The following is a 12,884-nucleotide window of genomic DNA, read 5'->3' as shown; positions in this document are numbered from 1 at the left end:
TTTGTTGATTTTTGATTATTGCTTTTTGACTTAGCCCATTATATAATATTTGTGATTTAAAATCAACACCTTGTTGATTTAAGAAAATGAGCTTTGAAAAGGAGATAAACGATATGGCTTATATTGAAATGAAACACAGCTACAAGCGTTACCAGGTTGGGGATACGGAGATTGTGGCTAATCGTGATGTGAATTTTGAAATTGAAAAAGGGGAGCTGGTTATCATACTTGGTGCTTCAGGTGCTGGAAAATCAACCGTTCTCAATCTCCTAGGAGGTATGGATACCAATGATGAGGGGGAGATTTGGATTGATGGTGCCAATATTGCCAACTATAGTTCGCACCAACGAACAAACTATCGTCGTGAAGGTGTAGGTTTTGTTTTTCAATTTTACAATCTGGTCTCCAATCTGACAGCCAAGGAAAACGTGGAACTGGCCTCAGAAATCGTGACAGATGCCTTAGATCCAGAGCAGGTTTTGACAGATGTAGGGCTAGGTCATCGCCTCAATAACTTTCCAGCCCAGCTTTCTGGAGGGGAGCAACAGCGAGTCTCCATCGCACGAGCAGTAGCCAAAAATCCTAGAATTCTCCTCTGTGATGAACCGACAGGTGCCTTGGATTATCAGACGGGGAAGCAAGTCTTGAAAATTCTCCAAGACATGTCTCGTCAAAAAGGAGCGACAGTGATTATCGTGACCCACAATGGTGCGCTAGCTCCTATTGCAGATCGGGTGATTCACATGCGTGATGCCATGGTTAAGAGCATGACGATCAATGAGCATCCGCAGGATATCGATACATTGGAGTATTAGCATGAAAAAAACATATCGGAAAGACCTATTTCAGTCAGTGACGACTTCAAAGGGACGCTTTGTTTCTATCTTAACCTTGATGATGCTGGGTTCTTTAGCCCTAGTTGGCCTCAAGGTGGCCAGTCCAAACATGGAACGTACGGCAGAAGATTATCTCCGTAAAGCCAATACTCTGGATTTTGCCGTGATAGCTGATTATGGCTTGGACAAAGAAGACCAAGACGAACTAAAGACCCTTCAAGGAGCAAGTGTAGAGTTTGGCTATATGGCAGACCTAACCGTTGAAAATAGTGAAGAAGCGGTTCGACTTTATTCCAAACCAGAGAGCATTTCAACATTCCAAGTGACAGAAGGGCGACTGCCAGAAGCTGATGAGGAAATTGCCCTAGCCGACTTCTGGAAAGACCGCTATCATATTGGAGAGATCATTACCTTTACCAAGAAAGAAGAAAAGTCCGTTCTAAAATCCCAAACTTTCACAATTACTGGATTTGTTCAGTCGGGTGAAATCCTTTCTAAAGAAGATTTAGGAAGTGCTAGTAGTGGAAATGGCAACCTGACTGGCTATGGAGTAATTTTACCCAGTCAGTTTGACTCAGATGTTTATAGTATTGCGCGTGTGCGCTATGACGATTTAAAAAATCTGGATACTTTTTCATCAGACTATAAGACCAAACGAGCCCAACATCAGGGAGAGTTGCAAGACTTACTTGCTGATAATGGTCAAAAAAGATTGGCAAGTATCAAATCAAATGGGCAAAAGAGGTTGGAAGAGGGCAAAGAACAGCTCCAAATTGCTGAGAGCAATCTTGAAAATGGCAAGAGTCAGTTAGAGCAGGCCGAAAGTCGCTTGAAAACGCAAGAAGAACAAGCGACCGCTTTACCAGAACCGCAAAAGAGTCAAGCCAAGGGACAGCTGACAAAAGCTAAGGAAGAACTGGCGACTAAAAAAGAAAAACTGGCTCAGACAGAGAGTGATCTAACTAAGGAAAAAGAGAAGCTTGAACAGCGTCAGAAAGACCTTGATGAACTGGCAGAGCCGAAATACCACATATACAATCGCCAAACCATGCCAGGTGGTCAAGGCTACCGCATGTACAGCAATTTATCAACAAGTATTCGTTCTATCGGAAATATTTTCCCCGTGGTGCTATATATGGTCGCTGCAATGGTGACCTTTACAACGATGACTCGCTTTGTAGATGAAGAACGCACCAATGCAGGTATTTTCAAGGCCTTGGGTTACCGCAACCGAGATATTGTTGCCAAGTTTGTCCTCTATGGTTTTCTTGCAGGAACTGTGGGAACCATTATAGGAACACTTCTTGGGCATTATCTCCTTGCAGGGGTGATTTCAGATGTTATAACAGCTGGGATGGTCGTTGGGAAAAGCCAGGAGTTTTTTTACTGGTCTTATAGCCTCCTTGCCCTAGCCTTGAGTTGGGTATCCAGTGTCTTGCCAGCTTATCTGGTGGCGCGGAGGGAATTACACGATGAAGCAGCCCAACTTTTGCTTCCCAAACCTCCCGTTAAAGGATCAAAGATTTTGATGGAACGGTTGAGCTTTATATGGAGTCATTTGAGCTTCACTCATAAGGTTACAGCGCGAAATATTTTCCGTTATAAACAACGGATGTTGATGACCATTTTTGGAGTTGCGGGTTCGGTTGCTCTCCTATTTGCAGGTCTTGGTATTCAGTCTTCTGTGGGAGGAGTTGTGGAGCGTCAATTTGAACAAATCCAGCAATACCAGATGATTGTAGCGGAAAAGAGCAGTGTAACGGAGCAAGAAAAAGCAGATTTAGAAAGCGCCTTGCAAGCTGAGCCTATCCACGCTTATCAAAAGATTTACTCTAAATCCATTGAAAAAGATTTCAAAGGAAAAGCAGGACTTCAAACCATCACTATGATGGTTACTAGTGGAGAAGACTTTAAGCCTTTTATCATATTAGAGGAAAATGGGCGAGAGGTGCAGGTCACCGATGGAGCGGTCGTGAGTCAAAAACTAGCTCAACTAGCAGATGTTAATGTTGGAGACAAGCTAGAGCTTGATGGGAAGGAAATCAAGGTCGCGGCTATTTCTGAAAACTATGTTGGACACTTCGTTTATCTCAACCGAGCGACATACGAACAAGTCTATGGAACTAGTCCGCAAGACAATACCTATCTAGTAAAATTAAAAGACCCAACACCTTCCAATACGGAGAAAGAAGCGGCTATTTTCATGGAAAAAGCTACTGTTTCTGGGGTCGTCCAAAATGTGACAGCCATCCATCTCTTTGAATCCGTGGCTAGTTCGCTCAATAAAACCATGGCTATCCTTGTCCTTGTTTCCGTCTTACTAGCCATTGTCATTCTTTACAATCTCACCAATATCAATGTGGCAGAACGTATCCGCGAACTTTCCACTATCAAGGTTCTCGGTTTCCACAATAAAGAAGTGACCCTCTATATCTACCGCGAGACTATGGTGCTGTCCCTTGTGGGGATTGTTCTCGGTTTGGTAGCTGGCCACTATTTACATCAATTTTTGATTCAAATGATTTCACCTGCCCCCATACTTTTTTATCCACAAGTCAGCTGGGAAGTCTATGCGTTTCCAATCGTCGCAGTGACTGTAATCTTAGCCTTATTAGGCCTATTTGTCAATCACCACTTGAGAAAAGTAGATATGCTCGAAGCCCTGAAATCAGTAGAGTAATTCACGGTTTTAAATAGTAAATCAGTTGACAAAGTCCCTGCTTCTTGGTAGAATAAGAACTGTCGTAAAGACAAATAACTTCTTCTTGGTTACAGGCATGCCAACCTGTCACTCGGATTAAGCCAAATAAAAAGGAGAAACATCATGGCAATCTCAAAAGAGAAAAAAAATGAAATCATCGCACAATATGCACGTCACGAAGGTGATACAGGTTCAGTAGAGGTTCAAGTTGCTGTCCTTACTTGGGAAATCAACCACCTTAACGAACACATCAAACAACACAAAAAAGACCACGCTACTTACCGTGGATTGATGAAGAAAATCGGTCGCCGTCGTAACTTGCTTGCATACTTGCGTAAAAACGACGTTAACCGTTACCGTGAGTTGATCAACTCTCTTGGACTTCGTCGCTAATCTTGCGTCTAAAACGTTTCTATACTTCGTTGCCTTCGCCTCGATGTACCATCAGTACAATCTTCGGCTTGTCGCCTAGTCTATAAACGTTTTATCCAGCAAGAATAAAGCTCTCTGATTTCAGAGGGCTTTTTGTTTTTATCCGCTTGCTTAGGCCGTGTCCAATTGAGCATATCTTGATAATGAAGCTACTCTATATTGGGTAGCTTTTTTACTTTTGTCACCTTACCTCGATATACTCAAGTATTATCATTGGTTACGGTTCCTAGCACTGTAAGGTAAAATAAACCAGATCATCTCCCTTCGGGGAGATTTTTTGTTTCACTATCATTTTCGTACAATCTTCGGCTTGTCGCCTAGTTTATAAACGTTTTATCCAGCAAGAATTATGATGCTAAGGGCGCCAAAAATCCGTATGAAAATAGGTAAACGACACAGTCTTCGATGAACACAAGGAGTTTCATCTTTGTCGCTAGGATTTTAGCCCGAGCTCAAATCATCTCTCTGACTTCAGAGGGCTTTTTCTATATATATTTACATCCTTGTTCATCTAATAGAAATATGGTATACTTTTCATGAGAATTTTCTAAATTTTTAATTTTGTTTAAGGAGGTTTTCATGCTTTCCAAATTTTCTGGAAGCCGACGGGACCTGCAATTTGTGTTACTTTTAGGTATTTTGCTAGCTACTTTAGGGATTTCCCTCTTTCTAGCAGTTTCAATGGGATCCGTTGCGATTGATCTAGGAGATACCTATCGGATTATTTTGAGCAGGTTGGGTTTTCCTCTTGAGATAGGAGAGGTTTCCAAGTCCACTCTTGCCATTGTATGGAACATGAGATTCCCCCGAGTATTGTTAGGTCTGATAGTAGGAGCTGGTCTTTCTATGTGTGGTAGCGTGATGCAGTCTACAGTGAACAATCCCATTGCTGAGCCCTATGTCTTAGGTATCTCTGCGGGTGCAACTCTAGGAGCAACCCTAAGCATCATTCTTGGTTTAAAAGTGATGATTAGCCTTGGAGCTTTTTTAGGAGCTATTTTGGCAACCATTGCTGTCCTCATCATTGCCTCTATGCAGGGAAGGATGACGACTTCTAGTCTGATTTTATCAGGAACGGTGGTCAATGCTCTCTTTCTAGCATTTTCCAACTTTATTATCTCTGTTGGCGCTAATGCGGACAGTGTGATGACCATTAAGTTTTGGACCATGGGTTCGCTTGCCGGGACTACTTGGTCTGACTTAGTCCTGCCAACTACAGTAGTAGGATTGGCCTTTCTATTTTTCGCTACCCAGTATCGTGTTTTTAATGCGATGATGATGGGAGATGAGACTGCTTTAACTTTGGGAATTCCCTTACGCTTCTATTGGTATCTTTACGTGACCGTGGTGGCTGTGCTGACAGCTGTCTTAGTGGCAACTTGTGGGATTATTGGATTTGTTGGTCTGATTACTCCTCACTTAGCTCGAGGGTTAGTGGGAACGAATTACAGGAGGCTTTTTCCCGTTGCAACCTTGCTGGGTGCCCTCTTTGTCATCTGGGCAGATGTACTCTCTCGTATCATCATTCCCAATGCTGAGCTTCCAATTGGTATTTTCACAGCCTTAGTAGGTGCTCCCTTCTTTATCTACATTGTTGGAGGTAGGCGAAGGGAGGTGAGGGCCTGATATGGACTTGATTTGTCAGGATGTCCACTTTGGACTGGGAGAGAAAAAAATCCTCAAAGGAGTTTCTCTTAAGGTTGAGGGGCATCAATTTCACACGATACTAGGACCAAATGGAAGTGGGAAAACCAGCCTGCTTAAACTCCTCTATCGTCAGGAAAAGGCAGACAAAGGCTTGATAAGCTTAGATGGAAAGCCACTGGAGCATTGGTCACTCAAAGAAACAGCCAAGCAGATGGCAGTTGTAACCCAGTTTAATCAATTGCAGTTTGATTGTACAGTTGAGGAAATCGTCTTGCTGGGAAGAACTCCCCACCTCTCTTTTTTACAGAAGGAAAAGGAAAGGGATTATGCCCTCGTTCAAGATGCTCTCGTCAAGGTGGATATGCTTGAGAAGAAAACTCGTCTCTATTCGTCCCTGTCAGGGGGCGAGAAACAGAGAGTCTTGTTGGCACGCGCCTTGGCGCAAGAACCCACTCTCTTGCTCCTGGACGAACCAACCAATCACCTGGATATCAAGTATCAGCTAGACTTGTTGGCCATTGTGAAGAATCTCAAAGTCAATGTTTTAGCTGTCCTACATGATATTCAACTTGCTTGTCGCTATTCGGATTATCTCTATCTGATGAAAGAGGGAGAAATCCTTTACCAAGGGACTCCAAAGGAGACCATCACCCCAGAGTCATTGCAAACTGTATATGGAGTTCAAAGTCAGGTGACTTGGACTGAGGATCAGCAAGCCATGATTCACTATTTATAAAAATGAAAAGGAAAACAATATGAAAAAAACACTCAGTATTTTACTCGTAACAGTAGCTACCCTAACCATGGCAGCTTGTGGCAATACTACTACAGAAAAAGCTACCACACAATCTAGCACAGAAACAAGTCAAAAGGCCAGCACAGAGACGACTTATCCACTAACGGTCAAAACCTATGACGCTAAAGGGAATGAAGTCGAACAAGTCTTTGACAAGGCACCTGAAAAAGTTATCACCAACAATCTGTCAACCACTGAAATCTTATTGGAGTTAGGCTTGAAGGATAAAATTGCTGGCATGCTCAACCCGGACAATGCTGTAACAGACAAATACAAGGACGCGATTGCGACGATTCCTCAAATTGGGGACAAAAAAACAGTCTCACAAGAAACAGTCCTTTCTTATGAGCCAGACGCTGTGATGGGTCGAAACATGATGTTTTCTGAAAAATCCTTGGGGACAGTTAGCACTTGGAATGAAAACAAAATCCCAGTATATACACAGAAAGCTTCTCTCTCAACGATTCAGCAAGATTTGGGAAATATCGTAGAAGATGTCAAAAATCTTGGAATGATTTTCAATGTGCAGGACAAGGCTAATGAATACGCAGCCCAATTACAAGCTAAAATCGAGGCTGTTAAGAAAGCAAACCCAACAAGCCAAGGTGAAAAGAAAAAAGCTTTGATTATGGTTGCTTATAACGACGAAACCTTTGGTGCTTACAAGTCTGCTTTGCAAGAGAGCTTGTTGAATCAACTTGGTTATACAAACGTTGCAACGGGAACATCAGGCTTGACCTTGGAAAATCTCGTGTCAATGGATCCTGAGTTGATTATCTATGTGACCAGCGACCGCAATAAAAAATTGGATGCCAACGCAGTAGAGTTGATGAAGGCAAATGAAGTTTTGGAAAACGTTCCTGCAATTAAGAATCAAAAAATCATGACTATTTCTTACGATGAGTTGATGGATTATGGTCCAGCAGTGATTGATTCCCTTGAGAAAATCAATGACTTTATCAATAAATAATGAGTTTGATTGGGAAGGGATCCAAGTCAAGGTCAGCCTTCCTTCAACCTATGATCCCAATCAAACCTATCCAGCTATTCTCTTGAATGATGGAAACTTGGATTTTCTATCTTCCCTTTCAGAATCTGTGATTTTAGTGGGCTTGACCTCTAAAAATCGCCTAGATGACTACACTCCCTGGAAGGCACCTGCTCTGAGAGATGGAGCTCCAGATTTTGGGGGTCAGGCAAATGCCTATCATGGTCATTTATTTAGAGGTCTTTTAGACAAGTTGCAGTCGCTTTATCGCCTGGACAAAAATCGCCTTGCCTATGGGGGTTACTCACTAGGTGGTTTGACAGCAGTATACAGTCTTTTCAGCTTTGCCAAGGTCTCCTGTGTCTTCTCCATCTGTGGTTCCTTTTGGTATCCTGATTTTACGACTTATTGCAGGGAAGAAAAGGTGAGAAATTTAGATTGTTTGCTGTATTTACAGAATGGTCAAACAGAAGGAGCCCATCATACCAATCGCTTGGCTCAAGCACCAGTCTACGCTGAGCAGATCCATACCAGCCTTCAGAAGCACTATCCTAATGGTCAGTTTATCTTTGATCCCTATGGGCATCATGAGCAAGTGGCTGAACGCTTTCTAGCCTTTTCCAACTGGTTGGCCCAAAAATGGAAAATTGCATAAAAGAAATATCCCTTGGTAAAAGCCAAGGGATAATTGTATTTTTTAACCAAGAGACTCTCTCTTCTTATCTGGATTCCAGATAAAGCTTGCGATGAAGGTAAAGATAATCGTTAGGATACCAACAATCACAGCAAGGATAAGGGCAGGGATGCGGACAAACCACCAGAGTGGATTTGGTTTTTGATCATTGTGCCATTGCTTGGTTTCTTCGTCCAAACGTTGGAATTCTGCTTGGATACGATCTGCAACCATTTCGATTCCTTCATCATTCATTTTCTTAATGTCTGAGATATCGATAGGATTTCCAAAGTTCATATCCACACGTTCACGGCTAACCAAACCATTTAAGGTCATGGGACCAGTATAGGTAACTGGCATGATACGTACCTTAGCCATTTTGGCAATCAGAGCAACTCCGCCTTTGACATCTGTCGAGTGGCGACTACCACTAGGAAACATGATAAGGGAGCGGTCACTTTTTTTGAGGACATTGATAGGGTATTTGATAGCAGAAGCGCTAGGATTTTCCCGGTCGATAGGAAAGGCGCCACACATACGGATCCACCAGCCAAAGATGCGGTTGTTAAACAGCTCTTTTTTGGCCATAAAGATGAACTGTTTTGGCTTGGTCGCAAAGGCCATGTAAACAGGATCCCACCAGGTACGGTGAGGTGCGACCAGGATATAGTTTTCATCTTTACTAGGGATTTTATCAATATTGTGATAGTGGGCATTGCCATTGATGGACCACAAGATCAGCATGACTAGTCCACGCAAATAAGTATAAAACATGAGATCTCCTTCGATTGTATTGCTTTTATTATTATACCTTATCAAAAGATTACTGGCAAACTTTTTCAGTTATCAGCCAACAGTTTTAGATGGGATTAGAATTCTTTTAAAAAAAATGATATGATAGAATTTATGGATAAAAATAAGATTATGGGATTAACCCAAAGAGAAGTCAAGGAAAGACAGGCTCAAGGTTTGGCCAATGACTTTACCGCTTCAGCCAGTACCAGTACTTGGCAAATCATCAAACGAAATGTTTTTACACTTTTTAACGCGTTGAACTTTGCCATTGCCTTGGCGCTAGCTTTTGTGCAGGCTTGGAGCAATTTGGTCTTCTTTGCCGTTATTTGCTTTAACGCTTTTTCTGGGATTGTGACCGAGCTGCGAGCCAAACACATGGTGGACAAGCTCAATCTCATGACCAAGGAAAAGGTCAAAACCATCCGTGATGGTCAAGAAGTCGCTCTCAATCCTGAAGAATTGGTTCTAGGAGATGTCATTCGTTTGTCTGCTGGAGAGCAGATTCCTAGTGATGCCTTGGTTTTGGAAGGTTTTGCGGAAGTCAATGAAGCTATGTTGACGGGTGAGAGTGATTTGGTGCAAAAAGAAGTGGATGCCTTGCTTTTATCAGGGAGTTTCCTAGCCAGTGGCGCAGTTTTGGCTCAAGTTCACCATGTCGGGGCAGAAAACTATGCTTCCAAACTCATGCTGGAAGCCAAGACCGTTAAACCAATCAACTCTCGTATCATGAAATCGCTAGACAAGCTAGCTGGTTTTACTGGGAAGATTATCATTCCCTTTGGTCTGGCCCTCTTGCTAGAAGCCTTGCTTTTAAAAGGCTTGCACCTCAAGTCATCCGTTGTAAATTCGTCGACAGCACTTTTGGGTATGTTGCCTAAGGGAATCGCCCTTTTGACCATCACTTCGCTCTTGACTGCAGTGATTAAGCTAGGCTTGAAAAAGGTTTTGGTTCAGGAGATGTACTCTGTTGAGACCTTGGCGCGCGTGGATATGCTCTGTTTGGACAAGACGGGAACCATCACCCAAGGAAAGATGCAGGTGGAGGCTGTTCTTCCTTTGACCGAAGAGTATGGTGAGCATGCGATTGCCAGCATTCTGACCAGCTATATCGCTCATAGTGAGGATAAAAATCCTACAGCTCAAGCCATTCGCCAGCGTTTCCAAGGAAAGGTTGCCTACCCTATGCTTTCCAATCTTCCCTTCTCTAGCGACCGCAAGTGGGGAGCTATGGAGTTGGAAGGGCTAGGGACAGTTTTCTTAGGGGCGCCTGAGATGTTGTTGGACTCTGAAGTACCAGAAGCCAGAGAGGCCTTGGAACGAGGTTCTCGTGTCTTGGTCTTGGCTCTCAGTCAGGAAAAACTAGATCATCACAAACCACATAAACCATCTGATATTCAGGCTCTGGCCTTGCTGGAAATTTTGGACCCCATTCGAGAAGGAGCAGCAGAGACACTAGACTACCTCCGTTCTCAGGAAGTGGGCCTCAAGATTATCTCTGGTGACAATCCGGTCACTGTATCCAGCATTGCCCAGAAGGCTGGTTTCGCAGACTATCACAGCTATGTAGATTGCTCAAAAATCACGGATGAGGAATTGATGGCCATGGCGGAGGAGACTGCGATTTTCGGACGTGTTTCTCCTCATCAAAAGAAACTACTGATCCAAACCCTGAAAAAAGCGGGTCATACAACAGCTATGACAGGAGACGGTGTCAATGATATTCTGGCCCTTCGTGAAGCAGACTGCTCTATCGTGATGGCTGAGGGAGATCCTGCGACTCGTCAGATTGCCAATCTGGTTCTCTTGAACTCAGACTTTAATGATGTTCCTGAGATTCTCTTTGAAGGTCGTCGTGTGGTCAATAACATTGCCCATATTGCACCGATTTTCTTGATTAAGACCATCTATTCCTTCTTGCTCGCAGTCATCTGTATCGCCAGTGTTCTGCTGGGACGGTCTGAGTGGATTTTGATTTTCCCTTTCATTCCGATTCAGATTACCATGATCGACCAGTTCGTGGAAGGTTTCCCGCCATTTGTCTTGACTTTTGAGCGAAATATCAAACCTGTTGAGCCAAATTTCCTCAGAAGATCCATGCTTCGTGCCCTACCAAGTGCCCTTATGATCGTCTTCAGCGTTCTCTTTGTGAAAATATTTGGAGCGAGTCAAGGTTGGTCTGAGATAGAAATCTCAACCCTCCTCTATTATCTCTTGGGCTCTATCGGATTCTTATCCGTATTTAGAGCCTGCATGCCATTTACCCTCTGGCGTGTCCTCTTGATTGTCTGGTCAGTAGGTGGTTTCCTAGCTACAGCTCTTTTCCCAATGATTCAAAAACTGCTTGAAATTTCAACTTTGACAGGACAAACGTTGCCTGTTTATGGGGCCATGATGCTAGTCTTTACCGTGATTTTCATTCTAACCAGTCGTTATCAAGCTAGAAAATAAAGAAAGGCTGCAATCTGTGGATTGCGGTCTTTTTAGGAGCAAGATTGCTAGCTGAAATATGGTATAATAAGAGGTAACAGAGTTTTGGAAAGTGAGAGAAGATGATTTCAAAGAGATTAGAATTGGTGGCGTCCTTTGTGCCCCAAGGATCCATTTTACTAGATGTGGGGAGTGACCATGCTTATCTGCCTATCGAGTTGGTCGAGAGAGGGCAAATTGAAGCTGCCATTGCTGGTGAGGTGGTGGATGGTCCCTACCAGTCTGCGCTTAAGAATGTTGAAGCTCATGGTCTAAAGGAGAAAATCCAAGTTCGTTTAGCCAATGGCTTGGCGGCTTTTGAAGAGGAAGACCAAGTGTCGATTATCACCATTGCTGGTATGGGAGGGCGTTTGATTGCGACCATATTAGAAGAAGGATTGGATAAACTTGCGAGTGTAGAACGTTTAATCCTCCAGCCTAATAATCGTGAGGACGACTTGCGCATCTGGCTACAAGACCACGGATTTCAGATTGTAGCAGAAAGCATCCTAGAAGAAGCTGGCAAGTTTTATGAAATTCTAGTGGTGGAAGCTGGAGAGATGTACTTATCAGCAAGTGATCTTCGCTTTGGACCCTTCTTGTCCAAGGAAGTCAGCCCAGTTTTCGTTCAAAAGTGGCAAAAAGAAGCTACTAAGCTAGAGTTTGCTCTTAGTCAAATCCCAGAAAAAAATCTGGAGGAACGTCAAGTTCTTGTAGATAAAATTCAAGCCATCAAGGAGGTGCTCCATGCTAGCAAGTGAAGTAATTAGAGCTTATGAAGCCTTTTGTCCTCAGGAGTTTTCAATGGAGGGAGACAGTCGTGGCCTGCAAATCGGTACTCTAGACAAGGATATCCAAAAAGTCATGGTTGCTCTGGATATTCGTGAAGAGACGGTGGCTGAAGCCATTGAAAAGAGTGTGGATTTGATTATCGTCAAGCACGCGCCGATTTTCCGTCCCATCAAGGATTTGGTAGCCAGCCGTCCACAAAATCAGATTTACATTCATCTCATCAAGCATGACATCGCAGTTTATGTCAGCCATACTAATATTGATATCGTTGATAATGGTCTCAATGACTGGTTCTGTCAGATGCTAGGTATTGAGGAGACGACTTATCTTCAGGAAACAGGCCCAGAACGTGGGATTGGGCGGATTGGGAATATTCAGCCTCAGCCTTTTGGGGTATTGGCCCAGCATGTCAAGCAAGTCTTTGATCTTGATAGTCTTCGCATGGTGCATTACCAAGAGAGTGATTTGCAGAAGCCTATTTCAAGAGTTGCCATTTGCGGTGGTAGTGGTCAGTCTTTCTATCCTGATGCTTTGGCAAAGGGGGCGGATGTCTATATTACTGGTGATATCTACTACCATACAGCACAGGATATGCTGTCTGATGGCTTGTTGGCGCTGGACCCGGGACACTATATCGAAATTCTTTTTGTCGAAAAAATTGCTGACCTCCTTAATCAATGGAAGGCAGAAAAGGATTGGTCCATTGATATCATACCTAGTCAAGCATCGACCAATCCTTTCCACCATATCTAGTTAGA

At 43.3% G+C, this 12,884-nt stretch carries 11 protein-coding genes; 10 read left to right on the top strand and 1 reads right to left on the bottom strand.

Annotation, left to right across the window (positions count from 1 at the left end; translation table 11 throughout):
• The first annotated feature begins 113 nt into the window (after positions 1 to 113).
• The 7 genes from ACT17O_RS07760 to ACT17O_RS07730 all read left to right on the top strand — a co-directional run bounded on the left by ACT17O_RS07760 (position 114) and on the right by ACT17O_RS07730 (position 8,055).
• Positions 114 to 815: an ABC transporter ATP-binding protein gene (locus ACT17O_RS07760; protein ID WP_444817378.1), complete on the top strand. Its 702-nt coding sequence runs from the start codon at positions 114 to 116 to the stop codon at positions 813 to 815.
• Complete coding sequence (locus tag ACT17O_RS07755; RefSeq protein WP_444817868.1) at positions 811 to 3,516, top strand: FtsX-like permease family protein; 2,706 nt, start codon at positions 811 to 813, stop codon at positions 3,514 to 3,516. Before ACT17O_RS07760 ends, ACT17O_RS07755 begins: the two co-directional genes overlap by 5 nt.
• A gap of 144 nt (positions 3,517 to 3,660) precedes the next feature.
• On the top strand, positions 3,661 to 3,930 hold the full coding sequence (gene rpsO / locus ACT17O_RS07750; protein ID WP_001018251.1) for a 30S ribosomal protein S15: 270 nt from the start codon (positions 3,661 to 3,663) through the stop codon (positions 3,928 to 3,930).
• A 618-nt stretch (positions 3,931 to 4,548) separates the two neighbouring features.
• Positions 4,549 to 5,595 carry a FecCD family ABC transporter permease gene (locus ACT17O_RS07745; protein WP_216732956.1) on the top strand — a complete coding sequence of 349 codons (1,047 nt, stop codon included), beginning with the start codon at positions 4,549 to 4,551 and terminating at the stop codon, positions 5,593 to 5,595.
• Position 5,596: 1 nt separating this feature from the next.
• Entirely contained in the window at positions 5,597 to 6,352 is a 756-nt protein-coding gene (locus ACT17O_RS07740; protein WP_000364120.1) for an ABC transporter ATP-binding protein, read from the top strand.
• Positions 6,353 to 6,371: 19 nt separating this feature from the next.
• A complete protein-coding gene (locus ACT17O_RS07735; protein WP_444817377.1) occupies positions 6,372 to 7,382 on the top strand; it encodes an ABC transporter substrate-binding protein in 1,011 nt (336 codons plus the stop codon).
• Entirely contained in the window at positions 7,363 to 8,055 is a 693-nt protein-coding gene (locus ACT17O_RS07730) for an alpha/beta hydrolase-fold protein (protein ID WP_444817376.1), read from the top strand. The genes ACT17O_RS07735 and ACT17O_RS07730 overlap by 20 nt, the downstream gene beginning before the upstream one ends.
• A 42-nt stretch (positions 8,056 to 8,097) precedes the next feature.
• Here the strand turns inward: ACT17O_RS07730 and ACT17O_RS07725 are convergent, their stop codons facing one another.
• Positions 8,098 to 8,847: a lysophospholipid acyltransferase family protein gene (locus ACT17O_RS07725; protein WP_444817375.1), complete on the bottom strand. Its 750-nt coding sequence runs from the start codon at positions 8,845 to 8,847 to the stop codon at positions 8,098 to 8,100.
• A 132-nt stretch (positions 8,848 to 8,979) separates the two neighbouring features.
• On the opposite strand from ACT17O_RS07725, the gene ACT17O_RS07720 reads away from it, so the two are divergent.
• The 3 genes from ACT17O_RS07720 (at position 8,980) to ACT17O_RS07710 (ending at position 12,879) form a co-directional block, all read left to right on the top strand.
• Positions 8,980 to 11,316: a cation-translocating P-type ATPase gene (locus ACT17O_RS07720; protein WP_444817867.1), complete on the top strand. Its 2,337-nt coding sequence runs from the start codon at positions 8,980 to 8,982 to the stop codon at positions 11,314 to 11,316.
• Positions 11,317 to 11,417: 101 nt separating this feature from the next.
• Entirely contained in the window at positions 11,418 to 12,095 is a 678-nt protein-coding gene (locus ACT17O_RS07715; RefSeq protein WP_444817374.1) for a tRNA (adenine(22)-N(1))-methyltransferase, read from the top strand.
• Positions 12,082 to 12,879, top strand: coding sequence for a Nif3-like dinuclear metal center hexameric protein (locus ACT17O_RS07710; RefSeq protein ID WP_444817373.1), 798 nt, complete (start codon positions 12,082 to 12,084; stop codon positions 12,877 to 12,879). Before ACT17O_RS07715 ends, ACT17O_RS07710 begins: the two co-directional genes overlap by 14 nt.
• The last annotated feature ends 5 nt before the right edge of the window (positions 12,880 to 12,884 follow it).

It is taken from the genome of Streptococcus sp. HJ1 (assembly GCF_052399005.1).
In the GTDB taxonomy this organism is placed as follows: domain Bacteria; phylum Bacillota; class Bacilli; order Lactobacillales; family Streptococcaceae; genus Streptococcus.
This window is presented reverse-complemented; position numbering and strand designations above follow the sequence as displayed.

Coding starts and splice junctions, on each gene's coding strand:
- ACT17O_RS07760 (WP_444817378.1), top strand. CDS start 114: ATGGCTTATATTGAAATGAAACACAGCTACAAGCGTTACCAGGTTGGG.
- rpsO (WP_001018251.1), top strand. CDS start 3,661: ATGGCAATCTCAAAAGAGAAAAAAAATGAAATCATCGCACAATATGCA.
- ACT17O_RS07745 (WP_216732956.1), top strand. CDS start 4,549: ATGCTTTCCAAATTTTCTGGAAGCCGACGGGACCTGCAATTTGTGTTA.
- ACT17O_RS07740 (WP_000364120.1), top strand. CDS start 5,597: ATGGACTTGATTTGTCAGGATGTCCACTTTGGACTGGGAGAGAAAAAA.
- ACT17O_RS07735 (WP_444817377.1), top strand. CDS start 6,372: ATGAAAAAAACACTCAGTATTTTACTCGTAACAGTAGCTACCCTAACC.
- ACT17O_RS07730 (WP_444817376.1), top strand. CDS start 7,363: ATGACTTTATCAATAAATAATGAGTTTGATTGGGAAGGGATCCAAGTC.
- ACT17O_RS07725 (WP_444817375.1), bottom strand. CDS start 8,847: ATGTTTTATACTTATTTGCGTGGACTAGTCATGCTGATCTTGTGGTCC.
- ACT17O_RS07720 (WP_444817867.1), top strand. CDS start 8,980: ATGGATAAAAATAAGATTATGGGATTAACCCAAAGAGAAGTCAAGGAA.
- ACT17O_RS07715 (WP_444817374.1), top strand. CDS start 11,418: ATGATTTCAAAGAGATTAGAATTGGTGGCGTCCTTTGTGCCCCAAGGA.
- ACT17O_RS07710 (WP_444817373.1), top strand. CDS start 12,082: ATGCTAGCAAGTGAAGTAATTAGAGCTTATGAAGCCTTTTGTCCTCAG.